At 37.3% G+C, this 18,221-nt stretch carries 14 protein-coding genes; 7 read left to right on the top strand and 7 right to left on the bottom strand.

Going from position 1 to position 18,221, the window contains the following annotated elements:
* Nucleotides 1–131 precede the first annotated feature (131 nt).
* The gene (lplA, locus tag AC6CHV_RS12815) at nucleotides 132–1,121 is read right to left on the bottom strand and encodes a lipoate--protein ligase (RefSeq protein WP_341332435.1); all 990 of its coding nucleotides are present in this window, start codon (nucleotides 1,119–1,121) and stop codon (nucleotides 132–134) included.
* Nucleotides 1,122–1,127: 6 nt separating this feature from the next.
* On the bottom strand, nucleotides 1,128–1,859 hold the full coding sequence (locus AC6CHV_RS12810) for an MBL fold metallo-hydrolase (protein WP_341332436.1): 732 nt from the start codon (nucleotides 1,857–1,859) through the stop codon (nucleotides 1,128–1,130).
* Between the two features lie 178 nt (nucleotides 1,860–2,037).
* Here AC6CHV_RS12810 and yhfH point away from each other — a divergent pair, with 178 nt between their 5' ends.
* Nucleotides 2,038–2,166 carry a protein YhfH gene (gene yhfH / locus AC6CHV_RS12805; RefSeq protein ID WP_341332437.1) on the top strand — a complete coding sequence of 43 codons (129 nt, stop codon included), beginning with the start codon at nucleotides 2,038–2,040 and terminating at the stop codon, nucleotides 2,164–2,166.
* Nucleotides 2,167–2,196: 30 nt separating this feature from the next.
* Here the strand turns inward: yhfH and hemY are convergent, their stop codons facing one another.
* The 4 genes from hemY to AC6CHV_RS12785 form a co-directional block, all read right to left on the bottom strand.
* Complete coding sequence (gene hemY, locus AC6CHV_RS12800) at nucleotides 2,197–3,627, bottom strand: protoporphyrinogen oxidase (protein ID WP_440274290.1); 1,431 nt, start codon at nucleotides 3,625–3,627, stop codon at nucleotides 2,197–2,199.
* 379 nt (nucleotides 3,628–4,006) lie between these two features.
* Complete coding sequence (hemH, locus tag AC6CHV_RS12795; protein WP_498078998.1) at nucleotides 4,007–4,939, bottom strand: ferrochelatase; 933 nt, start codon at nucleotides 4,937–4,939, stop codon at nucleotides 4,007–4,009.
* A 17-nt stretch (nucleotides 4,940–4,956) separates the two neighbouring features.
* Nucleotides 4,957–6,000, bottom strand: coding sequence for a uroporphyrinogen decarboxylase (hemE, locus tag AC6CHV_RS12790; RefSeq protein ID WP_440274287.1), 1,044 nt, complete (start codon nucleotides 5,998–6,000; stop codon nucleotides 4,957–4,959).
* 205 nt (nucleotides 6,001–6,205) lie between these two features.
* Entirely contained in the window at nucleotides 6,206–8,344 is a 2,139-nt protein-coding gene (locus AC6CHV_RS12785; RefSeq protein WP_498078997.1) for a PBP1A family penicillin-binding protein, read from the bottom strand.
* A gap of 359 nt (nucleotides 8,345–8,703) precedes the next feature.
* Here AC6CHV_RS12785 and AC6CHV_RS12780 point away from each other — a divergent pair, with 359 nt between their 5' ends.
* From AC6CHV_RS12780 to AC6CHV_RS12755, 6 genes are all read left to right on the top strand, one after another.
* Nucleotides 8,704–9,210: an antibiotic biosynthesis monooxygenase family protein gene (locus tag AC6CHV_RS12780; RefSeq protein ID WP_341332442.1), complete on the top strand. Its 507-nt coding sequence runs from the start codon at nucleotides 8,704–8,706 to the stop codon at nucleotides 9,208–9,210.
* Between the two features lie 113 nt (nucleotides 9,211–9,323).
* The gene (locus AC6CHV_RS12775; protein ID WP_341332443.1) at nucleotides 9,324–10,742 is read left to right on the top strand and encodes a hypothetical protein; all 1,419 of its coding nucleotides are present in this window, start codon (nucleotides 9,324–9,326) and stop codon (nucleotides 10,740–10,742) included.
* A 169-nt stretch (nucleotides 10,743–10,911) separates the two neighbouring features.
* On the top strand, nucleotides 10,912–12,519 hold the full coding sequence (locus AC6CHV_RS12770; protein ID WP_440274285.1) for an ATP-binding protein: 1,608 nt from the start codon (nucleotides 10,912–10,914) through the stop codon (nucleotides 12,517–12,519).
* Nucleotides 12,519–13,202, top strand: a complete 684-nt coding sequence (locus tag AC6CHV_RS12765; RefSeq protein ID WP_498078996.1) for a response regulator — start codon at nucleotides 12,519–12,521, stop codon at nucleotides 13,200–13,202. The genes AC6CHV_RS12770 and AC6CHV_RS12765 overlap by 1 nt, the downstream gene beginning before the upstream one ends.
* A gap of 245 nt (nucleotides 13,203–13,447) precedes the next feature.
* Nucleotides 13,448–13,897, top strand: a complete 450-nt coding sequence (locus AC6CHV_RS12760; protein ID WP_341332446.1) for a tripartite tricarboxylate transporter TctB family protein — start codon at nucleotides 13,448–13,450, stop codon at nucleotides 13,895–13,897.
* 15 nt (nucleotides 13,898–13,912) lie between these two features.
* On the top strand, nucleotides 13,913–15,421 hold the full coding sequence (locus AC6CHV_RS12755; RefSeq protein WP_498078995.1) for a tripartite tricarboxylate transporter permease: 1,509 nt from the start codon (nucleotides 13,913–13,915) through the stop codon (nucleotides 15,419–15,421).
* A 64-nt stretch (nucleotides 15,422–15,485) separates the two neighbouring features.
* Here the strand turns inward: AC6CHV_RS12755 and acnA are convergent, their stop codons facing one another.
* Nucleotides 15,486–18,176 carry an aconitate hydratase AcnA gene (acnA, locus tag AC6CHV_RS12750; protein ID WP_498078994.1) on the bottom strand — a complete coding sequence of 897 codons (2,691 nt, stop codon included), beginning with the start codon at nucleotides 18,174–18,176 and terminating at the stop codon, nucleotides 15,486–15,488.
* Nucleotides 18,177–18,221: the final 45 nt, after the last annotated feature.

The raw sequence follows: 18,221 nt of genomic DNA, 5'->3' as shown, positions 1-18,221 counted from the left end.
TTCATTTATTGACAAAAAATAAAATTCTAAATATATTATATTGAAAGAAAGTTTTTCTATCAAGATGGTATTGCATATTTTTATAAAAATCGGACTAGATTGTATGAATCTAATCCGCTTTCGTCATGTACTTAATAAATTAAATTGATAAAATCATCTTTCGTAATTTTACCGAAATAATGCTGGATATCAACATTCTCTAATGCTTTCTCGAGCTCCGCTTTTTCATATTTTGTTCCAATTAAACGTTTTTCAATATCTTCTACATCACCCACACCAAAGAAATCTCCAAAAATTTTACAGTTTTCTATCATTCCCTTTTGTACCTCTAATCGCACATCAATTGAACCTACAGGGAAGCGATGAGTATGCTGGTAATTGAACTTTGGAGACTTTCCATAGTTCCAATCCCAGTTTTGATAGCGTTCTTTTGAAATTTCATGTATGTTTTCCCAATCTTTCTCTGTTAGGACATATTCAGGAATATCACCATCGGTGTTGAAAATATAGCGTAGCAGCATTTGTCTAAATTCTTCAATTGTAATTTTTTCATTTAGGAATTCACTTATATTAGCAACCCTGCTTCGTACAGATTTAATCCCCTTCGACTCTATTTTATCCTTTTTCACTTTAAGTGCTGATACTACATGGTCAATTTCTGAATCGAACATTAGTGTTCCGTGGCTGAACATTCTGCCTCTTGTTGAAAATTGAGCGTTTCCTGAAATTTTTCTTCCTTCCACCTCGATATCATTTCTGCCACTTAATTGGGCATTTACACCAAGCTTATGTAATGCTTCAATTACAGGTTCCGTAAACTTTTTATAATTATGGAAGCTTTCTCCGTCATCCTTCGTAATAAAGCTAAAATTTAAATTTCCTAAGTCATGGTAAACAGCTCCGCCACCTGATAAGCGCCTCACTACTTTAATACCATTGTCTTCTACATACTGCGTATTGATTTCCTCAATTGTGTTCTGATTTTTTCCAATGATAATTGACGGGGCATTTATATAAAATAATAAGTAAGTCTCATTTATGTCTAAATTTTTAAGTGCATACTCCTCAATGGCTAAGTTAATTTGTGGATCATGTATTCCTTTATTATCGATAAATAACATCGTTTTTCACTCCCAAGTTAGTCCTGATTTTGCTAATTTGATAAGACCATTAAATTGTGATGAAGCTTGATTGACAAGGTCTTCATGTTTACCGTAATGAGGCAGGTGCGTTAGCCAAAGTTCTCTTACATTAGCCGCTTTTGCAATCTTACCTACTTCTGTACTATTCATATGGCCCATATTGGAACCATCTTGATCCGCATACAGATTACATTCACAAATAAATAGGTCTGCATCTTGAGTAAACGGAATAAACTCTTCTAAATAACTAGAGTCAGCTGAAAATACAACAGTCTGTCCACCTGCTGTAATTCTCATTGCATAGCATACAACTGGATGCTTAGTCTTCATAAATGAAATTGAAAATGGGCCGATTTGAATGGTTTCATCAGGGTTATATTCAATTGCTATTGTATGTCCTTTATGTTCCAATTTTGCGAAGCCTTCTTTATCAGCACTGTGGCCATATATCGGCAGTTCTTTATGTTGATTATGTATTGCACTTGTTACAAGTCTTGCATACTGCATCGGACCAATATCTGCTACATGGTCATGATGGTAATGAGATAATATTATCGCATCAAGCTCATTAATTGTTAAATAGTTTTGAAGCTGTGCTAGTACACCACTTCCACAATCAACAAGTAACCGAAAACCGTCCTGCTCAAATAAATAACCAGATGTAGCTTCATTCACTGCTGGAAATCCACCCCAAAATCCAACTACAGTTACCTTCATAGGATCACCTTTCTCTCCCTTAAAATATCTACTCTTCAATGGTTTACCCTACCCACTACCACTATAATCGATACAAAAAAAAATTTCACTTTTTAAATAAATTGTTACAAAACAGTTATTGACACATTTGAAACTGTTATAGTACACTATAAATAACAAAGAAACGGAGGGGTTGTAAATGTTAGTAAATAGTACAGAGTTTTTTAAAAACTTACCACCAAAAAAATGTGTAGAGTGTGGCCATGATATCGAAGAGCAGCATGAGTGCTACGGCAACAAATGCGACCACTGTAACGAGATTAAATAACAAAAGGAAGGCCGAGGCCTTCCTTTTCTTTTACACTAAAACTGGTGTAGTTTCTTTTAAATATTCCATTACCTTGATAACCGCCTCTTCTCCTTGGTCAATACAGTCAGGCAGTCCTAGACCCTCATAAGAGCTTCCCGCTAAAAAGACACCAGGTAGTTGATCAGCGACATTTTTCTTAACTGATTCAATCCTGTCCTTATGCCCTACTGTATATTGCGGCATTGCATCTTTCCATCTTGTTACAATAGAAAATTCAGGTTGGTCTGTAATATTCATTGTTTTGTTTAAATCATCAAGAACTACTTTGACAATCTCTTCATCTGATTGATCAACGATTGCTTCGTCTCCCGCTTTACCAACATAGCAACGAAGGAGTACTTTACCTTCTGGGGTCGTATGCGGCCATTTTTTATGGGTCCAAGTAACTGCCGTAATAATATAATCATTATTCCGTGATACAACAAAGCCCGTTCCATCAATATCTTTTTTTATAGCTTCTTCAGGGAAAGCCATTGCTACAGTAGCTACTGATGTAGATGGCATTTCCTTAAAGGAATCAAAAAATGAGTATTGATTAAAAATGGATTGTGTTACATGATGTGGTGTAGCAACAACTACACTATCCGCGGTTATCTCTTTCCCATTGTTCAGTTTAATAACGTAATGGCTACTTTGTTTTTCAATACCTTCAACCTTAATCCCCTTAAAAACGGTACCAGGCTCAAGTTTTGCTTCAATTGCATCAATAAATGACTGTAATCCAGAAGTTACAGTTAAGAACTGTCCCTTTGGAGCCGAATTTGTTTCCCCACTTGGCTTTGGTTTTGGTGGTGTTGTTTGCTTCATTCCTAAGATTAAGCTACGGTATTTTTGCTCAACTTGATAGAATTGAGGGAAAGTCGACATTAAGCTTAGTTGGTCAATATCTCCAGCATATATCCCTGATAGCAATGGCTCAATAAGGTTTTCAACGACCTCATCACCAAGTCTTCTTCTAAAAAATTGACCAAGTGATTGATCGCCTTCTCCAGGTGTACGAGGTAACACAAAATCCATTGCAGCACGAAGTTTACCAAACGGGGTAAACAAACCTGTAGTGATGAATGGTCCAATTTGAGTTGGTATTCCCATGATGGAACCACCTGGCATTGGATGAAGCTTTCCGTTCACAAGAACATATGATTTACCAGCAGTATTGTTAACCAATTTATCCCCTAGACCAACCTCATTGACAAGCCGGGAGGCACTCTTTTTCCTAGCTAAAAAAGAATCTGGACCTCTTTCAATGACAAAACCATCACGTTCCACGGTTTGTACTTTTCCACCAAGTCGATGGCTTGCTTCTAAAAGGGTACAGTTTATGTCTAAGCCCTTCTCTCTTGCCTCTTTTTGGAGATAATAAGCTGCTGTTAAACCAGTAATCCCGCCACCTATTACAACTACCTTTTGATTACTCACTTAACATCGCCTTCTTTCAATAGGATGTCAAAAAATCGGATGAAAATGACACATCGATATCAGAGCTTCGACTAAGTGCCGACACGTCCTGTGTCGAAAGTCGAAGCACCACATCGTGTGGAAGCTCGTTGGCTTGCTTTTCCGTTCCTTGGAAAGGAAAAACACCCTTTCCGGCTTGCGAAGGGGATTCACTGAAGCAATTGCTTATGCTGACGTATTAATTGCATACGTACCGCTACTCAAAGCTGCACCGCCTCGAACTTTCAACGCACAGGACGTGCTAGTGTCGACAATGCCACAGGAAGTGGCGTTTTTGTCGACGCGGTCCTTTTCATCCTCCTTTTGAACACTCATTTAAATGTAAAAATTCAGTGACAATTTATTTTTTAAGTTCTTTTAATACAACTGTTGCCAAACAATCGATAAATTCTGGCTTTGAGTTTGGCATTTCAGGACGGTAATAACTGACACCTAGTTCTTTTGTAACAACTTTACATTCGTAATCATTGTCATAGAGAACCTCTAAGTGTTCTGCTACAAATCCAACTGGAATATAGACAAAAGCTTTGTAGCCTTTTTCATTGTAAAGGTCTCTAGTTAGGTCTTGAACATCCGGCCCCAACCATGGTTCAGGTGTATTTCCTGCACTTTGCCAGCCTATCTCATAATTCTTGATACCTGCTGCTTCAGCAATTAAATCAGCAGTTTCTTGTAACTGACTAGGATAAGGATCACCAGCAGCAATGATTTTTTCAGGAAGGCTATGTGCTGAAACGATTAATACTGCATTCTCACGTTCTTCTTCTGGCATTGAAGCAAAGACTTGCTTCACCTGTTTTGCCCAGTAATCAATGAACTTAGGCTCTTTATACCAACTTTCTACAGATGTAATTGTTGGGCCCCCAAGCTTTTCTGCCTCTTCTTTCGCACGTCCATTATAAGCTTTTACACTAAAAGTTGAAAAATGAGGTGCGAGAACTAGACTCACAGCTTCCTCAATTCCATCCTCATTCATCTGAGCTACTGCATCTTCAATGAATGGCTCGATATGCTTTAAACCTTGATAAAATTTAAACTCAATTTCATCTTGTATTTGATTTAAATGCTCTTCAAGTCTTTCACCTTGTTCTGTTGTGATTTTAGCAAGTGGTGAAATTCCGCCAATTGCTTCATAACGACTACGTAGGTCCTCTAAGCTTTCTGGTGAAGGCTTACGTCCATGACGTATATGCGTATAATAACGTTCAATATCTTCTTCTTTATATGGAGTACCGTATGCCATTACGAGTAGTCCCATTTTCTTTCTTGTCATTTAAAACACCTCAGAAGCTAGATTAGTTTTTCTTTCGAATATTCATGGATAAATGTAGTTAGACGCTTTAGTGTCTCTGGTTTAACATCTGGGAAAACGCCATGTCCAAGGTTGAAAATATAACCCGGTTGTTGCATTCCCTGGTCTAGAATTTCTTTTGCTTTTTCTTCGATGACTTCCCAAGGAGCTAGTAAAATGGCTGGATCAAGATTTCCTTGAACTGCTTTTGTAATTCCAAGTTCTCTTGCATTCATGATTGGCAAGCGCCAATCGAGTCCAACAACATCTAGTGGTAAATCATGCCATTCTAATGCTAAATGGCTTGCTCCAACTCCGAACATGATAAGTGGTACATTCTCTTCACGAAGTGCAGAAAAGATACGATGCATGACTGGTTTAATGAAATGACGGTAGTCTGCCACATTTAATGCACCTACCCAAGAGTCAAAAATTTGTACAGCTTTTGCACCTGCAGCTATTTGTGATTTCACATAGGTAATCGTCATTTCAGCTAGTTTATCCATTAAGGCAAACCATGCTTCAGGTTGGGCATACATGAAAGCCTTCGTTTTATTATAGTTTTTTGAAGGTCCACCTTCAATCATATAGCTTGCTAATGTAAATGGCGCTCCTGCAAACCCAATCAATGGAACGGAGAGCTGTTCAGTCGTTAATAGTTTAATTGTATCAAGAACATATGGAACATCTGCTTCAGGATGAATTTCACCAAGCTTTTCAACGTCCTTAACTGAACGGATTGGGTTACTGATAACAGGTCCAACTCCTGCTTTGATTTCAACATCTATCCCGAGAGCTGGGAGTGGAGACATAATGTCTTTATATAGAATTGCTGCGTCCACATCATATTGCTCAACTGGAAGTCTTGTCACATATGCACATAACTCAGGCTGATGTGTAATTTCAAACAGTCCGTATTTTTCTTTAATTTTTCGGTACTCTGGCTGGGATCTTCCCGCTTGGCGCATATACCAAACAGGCACATGTTCAGTTTTTTCACCCCTAGCCGCTCTTAACAATGTATCATTAAAACCCTTTTGCATATGTATTTACCTTCCTTTCAATATCTTCAAACAATAGTCTCTATAATAGCATAGGTAAGTATTATATATTAAATAGAACATATCCTCACTTTATCACTATAATTGTTTCTACTATCCTTGTATACAAAACCGGGGCAAATGTCAAAAATTTGACGAACATTAACGGCTAAAGGGTGGTGAAATGAACACCACCCTTAAACATGTTTTATTTACTAGAGAAAAAGGTAGGCTTAACAGCTTGAGATTTTGTTCCCTCTTCTTTCGTCTGGGAGTTAAAAGGTACTACAAAATAAGATGGTATCGAAAATATATTTACATTTTCAATCTCAAAGTCCCCACTCCCTCTAACAGAACCGACATATTTAACAGACTTTGTGTTCTCCTCATAAATTCGATATTCAACACGTTCATCTTCTGACGGTTTCCATTTTAGGGAAACCGTAAATAATCCAAGAGGTTTAAAGGTCAAGTCAGCTTTAACATCATCAATTTCTGTGAGCCGTATTGGTGGCTCAAGTTCCTCTACGTCCTTTGGAGCAGAAAAGGCAGTTACTTTCTTTAGTTCAGATTGATCAAGTATTTTTTTAAAGAGTCTCGTCGGTGAGCCACTTCCACCTTTTAAATAATGCATGGCATCTGTAGAATCATAACCCATCCAAATTGCCCCTACTACTGATGGTGTGAATCCGACAAACCAAGCATCCTTGATTCCATTCTCTACACCAGGTAAATTGGTTGTCCCAGTTTTCCCTGCAAGTGCACCCTGATAAGTTCCCACCCTTGCAGTACCATTATCCACAACGCCTTCAAGCATTCTTGTCATATACCATGCCGTTTGTTTTGAAAAAGCTTCCGTCTCATGTGTCGATGCCTCTCCAATCACTTTTCCTTCACGGTTTACTATTTTGTTAATGACATGTGGTTCAATCACTTTTCCTCCACGGGCAAATGCGCGATAGGCTTTTGCCATTGCAATAGGAGAAATGCCTTCTTTAAGTCCACCTAAAGCGATTGATAAGCCTTGATCTGGAATTGTGATACCTGCTTTTGTTAAATATTTTTTAGCTGTATCAATACCAACTCTATCAAGCATCCAGACCGCTGGAGCATTTGATGACTCGACTAAAGCATCATACATAGATATTTCACCTTTATAAATACCTGAATAATTGCTTGGTTTATATTCACCATAGGATAATTTTTTATCAACTAACATGGAATAGGGTTCAAATTCATCTTCTTCCAATGCCGGGCCGTAAACTGCCAATGGTTTAATCGTTGATCCTGGCTGTCGTTTAATTACAACGCGATTAATGCCTCGACTTACATAGCGTCTACCGCCAATGCTAGCTAAAACACCACCTGTATCATTATCTAACAGTACAAATGCACCTTCTACATTTTCATCAACACCCGGAAAATTCTTTTGATCCTTAAATAGCTCGAAAGCTGTTTTTTGAATCTCCAGGTGAAGAGGAACAGTAATTGTATAGCCACCTCTAAGCAATTCCTCATTTGATAATTGATAGCGAGTCTTCGCTTCATCAAATACCATATCGATATAGGTTAATAATGCGGGATCCCTCTCTACTTCATGGACATTTAGAGAAAGAGTCTTTCCCTGAACTCTAACAGCTTCCTCTGGCTGTAAAAACCCTCTCTTCTCCATTAAATTAATGACCAAGTCCCGTCTTTGTTTACTTTTTTCAGGATTTAGGATTGGTGAATAAGTTGATGGTGCTTTCGGTATGGCTGCAAGTAGTGCACCTTCTTCAACCGATAATTCACTTACATTTTTGTTAAAATAAAATTTTGATGCAGATTGAATTCCGTATGCACCGTGACCAAAATAAATTTGATTTAAATACATTTCTAAAAGCTCTTGTTTGCTGTACTCTTCTTCTAAATTAATAGCTATTATCAATTCTTTCGTTTTTCGCAAGAATGTTTTTTCATTCGTAAGGAAAACATTCTTGGCGAGCTGCTGCGTAATGGTACTTCCACCTTCTACCTTTCCACCGGCAATAATATCTTTATATATTGCTCTAGCAATTGCTTGAAGATCAATACCATGATGTTGATAAAACCGTGTATCTTCTACTGCAACAAATGCCTGCTGTACATATTCCGGAATTTCCTTAATCCGTACAATATCCCGATTCTCATAATATAATTTTGTAATAAACTGTCCATCTTCATCAACAAGTTTTGTTGCTGAGTTCATAACAAGTTTTTTGTCATCAATGACATAGTCACCTGCATATAAGATAAGCAAATACCCACACAATCCAAGGACAAACGAACCTATAATAACAAACAATGAGAGGAATAATTTTCTTTTCATACTGTGACCTCCTTGGAATAATTAGAAGCGGAAGCGACTCAGTCAACCCCGACAAGCATAAGAAAAGCCGGATAGAAGGATACATTTTATCCTTCTTGATGGATTAGCTTGTAACTTCATGGGGCTAGGTGCTGCAGCTAGATATAATTAATTCAATCTGAGTTGGTTATGTTATCTTTTAGTATAACTGTAAAAGTTTCTCACTATGTATGCCCTAAAAGAAAAGCGCAAGACACGTTGCATTAGGTGACAAGCATAAGACGAGCGGTGACAGAAGGTGCTCTTTACCTTCAGAGCGATAGACTTAGACCAGAGAGCCGATTGTGCATGAAGCTAGACATTAATAAAGGAGGAGTTACATGAACTTTTATATGGCGTTCGGTACAATAGATTTTTTGATAAAACTCCAGGAAAAGCACAGAAATGAAAACATGACTGCGTTTTATAATAATGAAACAGCGATTCTGCTTCATGAGACAACAAAGAAGTCTGTTTTTGCAGCACCACGTAAATATGAAGTCCTCACTGCCATAGGAGAAATTGAGAGTGCAAAATTTTCTGCATTCACATATATCCCTGTAACAGAGGAAGGCAAACCGTTATTTGAATACAACATCACCCAAATGAGTTCTGTGTTTCAAAACTCTCGAGGATTTATTGCCTTTCGCGCACTAAAGCCAATAAAAAGTGATACTTTTGTAGTGGTAAGCTTTTGGGAAAAGGAATCATTTTATTTAGATTGGACCCACTCCAATAGCTTTGAACAACTTGACCAATTCATTCAAAAAACGAAAGCGGGCCTAAACCAAACAATCTTTTCTGGACCTGTTTATACAAAAACTTATCACTCTATATCAGATGATTAAAATTTGTGTGCACTTCTCACACCTAATCCCCAGTGACATATTCTGTAATACAAACATAGGTAAACGTGTAGTTACCTCTGGTTGAATTTGGAATTAGGAATGGGGGTTTCACAATGTTAGTGGAATTAACAGCCCTGCATTGGATATATGTTTCGTTTATCCTCTTAATCATTGGTTTTATGGTGATGAGGAGGGACACATCACTTATTTGTATACTCGGTATCTTTCTACTTGCCATTACAGCTACTGGATCAATAAGTGCTTCCGTGAGTGGTGTCTTTAATAGCTTTATTTATGCAATAACCGAGTTACTCTCAACCATTCTTGTCATTTCAATTATTGTTTCGATGAGTAAGGCATTAACAGTAACTGGAATCAATGACATCATGATTGCTCCTTTTGCAAAACTTATCCGTTCCCCTGCTCTTGCTTATTGGACAATTGGTATTGTCATGATGGTGATATCATGGTTTTTCTGGCCATCCCCTGCTGTAGCCCTTATCGGTGCGGTACTTTTACCGGTAGCAATGAGAGTAGGTTTGCCTGCTTTGGGTGTGGCAATGGCAATGAACTTGTTCGGTCACGGTATTGCCTTGTCAAGTGATTTTATCATTCAAGCCGCCCCAAAACTTACAGCAGACGCTGCAGGTCTTGAGGTGATGGAAGTTGTGAAAGCAAGTATCCCTTTAGTTTTTGTGATGGGGATTGTAACGACAGTTGTAGCCTACTTTTTACTACGACGCGATATGCGTAAAGGAACTCTTTCTGTAGGTGGTAAAACTGACTATTCAAATCCGTTGACTAAGGATCTATCAGAGAAAGAAGAAGAACGTTTAAAAAGCTTACTTTCAACATCCGCAAAACGTTTCTTTGCCATATTAATCCCTATCCTTTTCGCCCTAGATGTTGTTGCCATGTCTGTCTTAAATCTTTCCGGTGGAGACGCAACAGCACTTGTTGGTGGGACCTCAATCTTTATTCTTCTACTAATCTCACTTGTTGCTCATAAAAATGCTGGGTTAGAAAAAACAACAACCTATTTAATTGAAGGCTTTCAATTCGGATTCAAAGTATTTGGTCCAGTCATCCCAATCGCCGCCTTTTTCTATCTCGGGGACTCTGGATTTGTAAAAATCATTGGCGACTTCTTGCCAGAGCATTCACAGGGAATAGTGAATGACCTTGGGGTTAGTCTTGCATCAGTTGTACCATTAAATGCCCCAGTCAGCGCGGTTACCTTAACCATTGTTGGTGCAATTACAGGGTTGGATGGTTCAGGATTTTCAGGAATTTCATTAGCTGGATCACTTGCCGCTTTGTTTTCATCCGCTCTTGGGGCTGGTGCTGCGACATTAACAGCACTTGGGCAAATCGCAGCAATTTGGGTAGGTGGCGGAACCCTCGTTCCATGGGCACTTATCCCAGCTGCTGCAATATGTGGCGTCGACCCATTTGAACTTGCAAGGAAGAACTTACTTCCGGTAACAATTGGACTGGTGGTAACAACAATTGTAGCGATGTTTTTAATATAATCGACCATAAAAGAAGCTCTTACCGAATAAGGGCTTCTTTTATTTTTAATAAATTAGTAATTTACAAAAGTTCCAATAAATTTAATGTTATGAATCTACACTATTTTTCGATATAATATTAGTAGATTCTACATATTCTTCCTATATTAATAACATCGGAGAGAGACACATGTTAAAGCTCTTTAACATTACTTTACAAACTAAAATTATCACATTAATACTTTCTTTAATTGTGTTTGTGATATCAGTCTTAACAGGAATGTTTATTTATTATGAAGCAAGAGAGACCAATGAGGACATGCAAAAGCTTTCTTTACAGGCATCACGTACACTTTCATTAATACCGGCATTGAAAGATGGTTCTCATGAAGACTTACAATCTGGTTCGATGGAAGCAATTACACAGCAAATTAGCAACCAAGTTGGGGCTAACTATATTTTTATCGAATATAAAGATGGGCTAAATTTCTCTTATCCCGAAGTTAGTATCGACCATACTGCTTTTGATGACGAAAACTTTAAAGCGATTGTTTTTGGCAGCTTTTACACAGTCGAAACAAATAATCAACTAGGGAATATTTTGTGGGGAAAGGCACCGATTATTTCAGAAGAATCTGGACAACAAATCATTGGTGTTGTAAGTGTTGGTTATTTAAAAAATGAGATAAAACAAAATATTAATCAGAAGTTACTGAAAACTTTATTTATTGCGATTATTGTTTTAATCGTTGGCTTATTTGGCGGAGTTCTATTAGCAAGGAGTATCCGCAATGACATAATGGGACTTGAACCACATGAAATTGCTTCCTTATATCGAGAAAGGAATGCAATTTTAAAATCGGTAAAAGAAGGAATTCTTGCAATTGATAATAAGGGACAGATTACATTACTTAATAAATCTGCAAAACAAATGCTTGGAATTTCAAGTGACAGTATTAATAAACCAATTGCTGAGATTCTGCCAAACACAAGGATGCTCCGGGTATTAGATACAAATATGGTTGAGACTGATGATGAAATGGTCATCAACAATCGAGTGTTAATTGTGAATCGCATGCCTATTATTGAGAATGGTAAAACAGTTGGAGTCGTTTCCAGCTTTAGAGATAAAACAGAAATTAAGAAAATGGTCGATACCTTAACCGAGATTAAAAACTACTCCGAGGATTTAAGGGCACAGACTCATGAATTCACAAATAAATTATATGTTTTATCTGGATTACTTCAGTTAAAGCAATATGAACAAGCCATTTCCATGATTCAGGAAGAAACAAATCAACTAAACTTTCAAAACGATATATTGTTTAATCAAATAAAAGATCCTAAACTCCAGGCTATTATACTTGGAAAAATAGGAAAGGCATCGGAAAAGAAGGTTAGTTTGATAATTGATGAAAATAGCTATTTGTCTAAATTACCGAGCCATATTTCAATTACGGATTGCATTATCATTATTGGAAATCTGATTGACAATGCAATTGACGAAGTTATGCAAGACGAAGGTGAAGTAACATTTTTCGTAACCGACATCGGAAACGATATTGTCTTCGAAGTGAGTGATAATGGAAACGGGATTCCAACTGAAAAAATGTCCCTTCTCTTTGATAAAGGAGTATCCTCTAAAGGTGAAGAAAATAGGGGCTTTGGACTGTGGAATGTTAAGACAATAGTTGATAAGTTAAATGGTTCTATCGAAATATCAAATGGAAAGAATGGCGGCGCAATTTTTACTGTTTTTCTACCGATAAAAAGTCAGATTAATAAGGAGGAAGACTGATGATAAATGTACTTATTGCTGAGGATGACTTTAGGGTTGCATCGATTCATGAACAATTCTTACAAAGAATTGAAGATGTGAACCTAATCGGTAAATCCACAAACGCAAAAGAAACCCTTGATTTGTTAAAAAAACATCAAAATATAGACTTGCTTTTATTGGATGTCTATATGCCTGATAAAATGGGTACTGAAATTTTACCAATCATTCGAAATCTATATCCTGATGTAGACATCATTATGATAACTGCAGCGACGGAAAAGAAACATTTAGAAGAATCGCTCCGTGGCGGAGTTTTTCATTACCTCATAAAACCCGTAACTTTTGAAAAGTTTACGGAAACGATAGAAAAATATATTGAAAAGAAAGAACTGCTAAACAGCAGGAATGAAGTCGATCAGACTATTGTAGACCACTATTTCGGGAGCAAACAAATACAGCCTGTTGAAAAGAAAGTACATTATCCAAAAGGGATTGACCCCCTTTCTCTTGAAAAAGTACGAGATATTATCAACCGGATGGATACAGGAATTACTGCTGAAGAAATGGGTGAACGGATGGGAGCATCCAGAACAACCGCTAGGCGCTACTTAGAATACCTTGCATCAACTAATGAAGTAATGGCCGAACTTGAATATGGTATTGTCGGTAGACCAGAACGCAAATATTCAAAACAAAAATAATCACAACGGGCAAGCATCTTGAATCTCTTTCAAGATGCTTTTTCATGAACAAAATGAACAAAAAGATTTTATCGTATTTTATATTACTTATTTTGAAAACGGTTACAAATTTGTGTCTGAACTTTTAAAATAGTTTTATGAGTAATATTAGAACAACTAAGAATTTGCTCTACTATGAAGGGTGTTTAAAAGGGCAAGAGAATGAATCAATAATAAAAAAGATTTAGAGAAAGGAAGGTAATAAAATGGGGGCAACTAGATTAATTCTACCGATTATTTCAATTCTAATTAGCATTTTCTATTTAATTTCAGCTATTAATCTACCTAAAGCCAAATTGGGAGACCCAAATGGTCCACTCTATTTTCCAATGATGGTTGGTATTTTTCTATTTATTGTGAGTGTTATTTATCTCATAAAAGAACTTAAAAACCACTATCCAAAAAATGATGAAATCAAACTTTTGTTTAAAGGCAGAGTTCCCTTTCTAATTATATCTACATTAGTATTATCATTAATTTACACACTCATTTTTGAAAGAGTAGGGTTCTTAATTTCAACAATTCTGTTCATGGCAGCTGTTTTATTCATCGTTAATGGTAAAGAAAAATGGAAGGTCAATATTAGTGTAGCTGTTTTATTTAGTTTGGGATCATGGTACGCCTTTTCTCAACTTTTAGATGTCAGCTTACCATAGATTAGGGGGGATAACATGGATATCCAAGGAATTCTTGAAGGATTTGCAACAGTACTTAGACCGGAAAATATACTATTCGTCGTATTTGGAGGATTTTTAGGAACCATTGTTGGGATGCTTCCAGGTTTAGGACCGGCAACAGCAATTGCAGTATTAATCCCGGTTACATTCGGAATGGATCCAACAAGCGCATTAATACTAATGGCAACGATCTACTATGGTGCCATGTATGGTGGATCATTAAGTTCAATTTTGATTAACACTCCTGGTGACGGATCAGCTGTTGCTGCTACATTTGATGGTTACCAAATGGCAAAAGCAGGTCGTGCTGGCCCCGCGATTGCGATTACAGCAATTGGTTCACTCATTGGTGGTTTTGTCGCAGTTATTGGCTTTATGTTTTTAGCAAAGCCACTCTCTAATTTCGCTCTACAGTTTGGTCCAGCGGAGTACTTTTTACTTATGCTTTTCACTTTATCAGCTGTCGTTTCCTTATCCATTGGAAATATGACAAAAGGGTTTATTTCGATGGGGCTTGGTTTAGTTCTAGCTACAGTTGGTATCGACCTTCAAACTGGGGTACATCGTTTCACTTTTGGCAATGTTCATTTAAGTGATGGCATTAACTTCTTAGTTATTATCATTGGAATTTATGCAGTTGGAGAAATTCTATATAACTACTTAACAATTGATAGACCAGTTGGTAAGAAAAATAAACTTGGACGAGTTTGGATTACAAAGGATGACTGGAAACGTTCAAAGTGGCCAATGTTCCGTAGTTCTCCACTAGGCTTCATAGTTGGTATTCTACCAGGTGCTGGTGGCGCGATTGCTTCATTAATGGCATACAGTACGGAAAAACAACTTTCCAAGCGTCCTGAAGAGTTCGGTAAAGGAGCAATTGAAGGATTAGCTGCACCCGAAACAGCTAATAACTCAGCAGCGGTTGGTGCTTTCGTTCCACTGTTAACCATGGGTATCCCTGGTTCTGGAACAACAGCAGTAATGCTAGGAGCTCTTGTCATGCTTGGTGTAAAACCGGGTCCACTTCTATTCGAAAGTGACCCAAATATGGTATGGAGTTTAATCGATAGTCTATTCTTGGGTAATATTTTCTTATTCTTAATTAACGTATTAATGGTTGGTGTTTTTGTAAAAATCTTAGATGTTCCGGCAAAGGTCTTATATCCAATTATTTTAGTCCTTGCATTTATCGGTGCATATACAATGAACTACACAATATTAGACTTCTATATCTTAATTATTTTCGGTGTTATCGGTTTATTCTTGAAACTCTACGACTTCCCGATTGCTCCAATGATTTTAGCATTAATTGTTGGTACAGATATGGAACAAAACTTCAGAAAAAGCATTGTAGCTGGTCATGGTAATTTAGATATCTTTGTTAGTTCACCTATTTCGATTACACTATTAATCTTGACACTTTTATCACTTACTTATCCAATATTCATGAACAGAAGAAGAAAGAAAAAGACAGATCTAAACGAAAGTACTTCCCTTTAAGATGACTAATTGACTTAAGTAGTATATTAAAACCCTTAGTAATTTTACTAAGGGTTTTTATCGTTTATGAAAGATTTTCAAGTACGGATTGTAAAATACCACCGTTTTGATAATATTCAATTTCAACTACACTATCCAAACGTACATTAGCGGTGAATTCAATTGGTTCTACTTGGTCTTGTTTCCTTGCAATCACTTGAACCATTTGTCCTGGTTTGATTTCTCTGTTTAGATCTTGTATTTCAAAGTCTTCTCTACCATCTAATTGTAAGGTTTCGGCGCTTTCACCTTCATTAAATTGAAGTGGCAAGACTCCCATCCCTACTAAATTGCTACGATGAATGCGCTCGAAGCTCTCTGCTAGGACTACTTTAACACCTAATAACGCGGTTCCTTTAGCAGCCCAATCACGTGAACTTCCCGTGCCATACTCTTTACCTGCAATGATTAGAAGGTTATGATTTTCTTCTTTATACTTCACTGCTGCATCATAAACTGGCATGATTTCACCAGTTGGAAGATACGTGGTAAAGCCTCCTTCTATTCCGTTAGCTAATTTATTTCGAATTCGGATATTCGCAAATGTCCCCCTAACCATGACATGATGATTTCCCCTTCTTGAACCATATGCATTGAATTCTCGAACTGGAATACCTTTATCTGTTAGGTATATACCGGCTGGGCTTTTTACTGGAATTTGCCCAACTGGAGAGATATGATCTGTTGTAATGGAGTCACCTAACATTAATAAGGACTTCATGTTTTTGAAATCTGAGTCTGTCTTTACAGTTGAAAGCTCTTCAAGGAAATACGGCGCTTCTTGTATATAGGATGATTGATCATCCCATTTATAAAGCAACCCTTCTGATGATTCAATCGATGACCATGCCTCATTTTCAAAAATATGTTCATACTCCTCTTTAAATAGCTCGTTCGTAATAGTAGAACTGATCACTTCATTAATTTCTTCTGTAGTTGGCCAAATATCTTTTAAATAAACTGGATTTCCATTATTTCCGAAACCAATTGGCTCTGAGTACATATCCAATTGAACTGAACCCGCTAAAGCAAATACAACCACCAATGGCGGAGAACTTAAGTAATTCGCTTTTATTAGTGGATGTACTCGTCCTTCAAAGTTTCGATTTCCACTTAAAACAGAAGTGACAAGAAGATTATTCTCTTTAATTGCCTCTTCGACAGATTCAAGAAGGGACCCACTATTTCCGCAGCACGTTGCACAACCATAACCGTCAACATAAAATCCAATCTCCTCTAATGCCTTAAGTAGGCCCGATGCTTCAAGGTATTTTGTTACGACACGTGATCCTGGTGTTAAACTTGTTTTTACAAACTCGGGCTTCTTAAGGCCAAGTTCCAATGCCTTTTTAGCCACTAGCCCTGCAGCTACCATCACACTTGGATTTGAGGTATTTGTACAGCTTGTAATGGCTGCGAGTACGAGTGAACCAGTACTAATCACACTACCGTCCTTTAATTCAACCTTTTTATTAAGTTCGGATACACCTAAACCATAACCTCCACTTTCAACCGGCTTTGTTACGACTTTAGTAAACTCGTCTTTCATCAAGCGTAATTCAATACTATCCTGTGGTCTTTTCGGACCAGCAACTGTTGGTTTAATTGATGATAAATCTAACTCTAGTGTTTCAGTAAAATTCGGATTAGGGGTATCATCTGTTCTAAATAAACCTTGGGCGTCATAATATGCCTTTATCAATGATCGGTTTTCTCCACGACCTGTTAGCTCGAGATAATCTAATGTCACTTCATCAATCGGAAAATACCCCATAGTCGCTCCATATTCAGGAGCCATATTGGCAATTGTTGCTCGGTCAGTTAAAGAAATACTGGATAATCCTGTTCCAAAAAACTCAACAAACTTGCCTACTACTCCTTTTTTTCGAAGTAAATTTGTAATTGTTAATGCAAGGTCTGTTGCAGTAACGCCCTCTTGAAGCTTACCTGAAAGCTTTATTCCTACTACCTCAGGAATCACGAAATAAAGTGGTTGTCCAAGCATGGCTGCTTCTGCTTCGATTCCACCAACACCCCATCCTATTGTACCAAGGCCATTAATCATGGGTGTATGAGAATCTGTCCCTACAAGAGAATCTGGATAAACAACATATTCTCCATTTTCATTTTTTGTGACAATCGATGTAGCCAAATACTCTAAATTAACTTGGTGAACAATCCCGTTTGATGGTGGTACTGCCCTGAAATTAGAAAAGCTAGTTTGTGCCCACCTAACAAAGCGATATCTTTCTAAATTTCGTTCATACTCAAGCTTAAGATTATCAGACAGGGATTGTTGATTCCCAAAATAATCAACAATCATTGAATGGTCAATAACTAAATCTACTGGAATTTGGGGATTAATTCGTGATACATCTCCACCTTTTCGTTTCACAGCATCTCTCATGGCAGCTAAATCCACGATAGCAGGAATTCCTGTAAAATCCTGAAAGACAATTCTAGCCGGCTTGAATGGAACTTCTTTTTTCTCCCATTGTGTCTTCTCCCAGTTTGCAAGTTGTTCAATATGTGAAGTGGTGATTTGCTTTCCATCTAGATGGCGAACAGCAGCTTCTAGCAGCATTTTAATAGAATTAGGTAATGATGAAATAGGATACCCACTCGATTCTAGTTCTTTTATTCTATAATATTGATATTCTTTTCCATCCACATATAATGCTCTTTTTAATGTAGATAGATATTCCGTTACACTCATGAATTTGCCTCCCTTGTTGTTATTAAACATTGAAAAAATAGTCTA

It is taken from the genome of Ferdinandcohnia sp. GQ5, assembly GCF_059759275.1.
The sequence above is the reverse complement of the archived record's forward strand: the minus strand, read 5'-3'. Positions and strand labels throughout refer to the sequence as shown.

What these genes read in the sequence shown, in the direction of transcription:
- AC6CHV_RS12810 (WP_341332436.1), bottom strand. Translation starts at nt 1,859, where the DNA reads ATGAAGGTAACTGTAGTTGGATTTTGGGGTGGATTTCCAGCAGTGAAT.
- AC6CHV_RS12770 (WP_440274285.1), top strand. Translation starts at nt 10,912, where the DNA reads ATGTTAAAGCTCTTTAACATTACTTTACAAACTAAAATTATCACATTA.
- acnA (WP_498078994.1), bottom strand. Translation starts at nt 18,176, where the DNA reads ATGAGTGTAACGGAATATCTATCTACATTAAAAAGAGCATTATATGTG.
- AC6CHV_RS12780 (WP_341332442.1), top strand. Translation starts at nt 8,704, where the DNA reads ATGAACTTTTATATGGCGTTCGGTACAATAGATTTTTTGATAAAACTC.
- hemH (WP_498078998.1), bottom strand. Translation starts at nt 4,939, where the DNA reads ATGACAAGAAAGAAAATGGGACTACTCGTAATGGCATACGGTACTCCA.
- hemE (WP_440274287.1), bottom strand. Translation starts at nt 6,000, where the DNA reads ATGCAAAAGGGTTTTAATGATACATTGTTAAGAGCGGCTAGGGGTGAA.
- AC6CHV_RS12785 (WP_498078997.1), bottom strand. Translation starts at nt 8,344, where the DNA reads ATGAAAAGAAAATTATTCCTCTCATTGTTTGTTATTATAGGTTCGTTT.
- AC6CHV_RS12775 (WP_341332443.1), top strand. Translation starts at nt 9,324, where the DNA reads ATGTTAGTGGAATTAACAGCCCTGCATTGGATATATGTTTCGTTTATC.
- AC6CHV_RS12760 (WP_341332446.1), top strand. Translation starts at nt 13,448, where the DNA reads ATGGGGGCAACTAGATTAATTCTACCGATTATTTCAATTCTAATTAGC.
- AC6CHV_RS12765 (WP_498078996.1), top strand. Translation starts at nt 12,519, where the DNA reads ATGATAAATGTACTTATTGCTGAGGATGACTTTAGGGTTGCATCGATT.
- lplA (WP_341332435.1), bottom strand. Translation starts at nt 1,121, where the DNA reads ATGTTATTTATCGATAATAAAGGAATACATGATCCACAAATTAACTTA.
- yhfH (WP_341332437.1), top strand. Translation starts at nt 2,038, where the DNA reads ATGTTAGTAAATAGTACAGAGTTTTTTAAAAACTTACCACCAAAAAAA.
- AC6CHV_RS12755 (WP_498078995.1), top strand. Translation starts at nt 13,913, where the DNA reads ATGGATATCCAAGGAATTCTTGAAGGATTTGCAACAGTACTTAGACCG.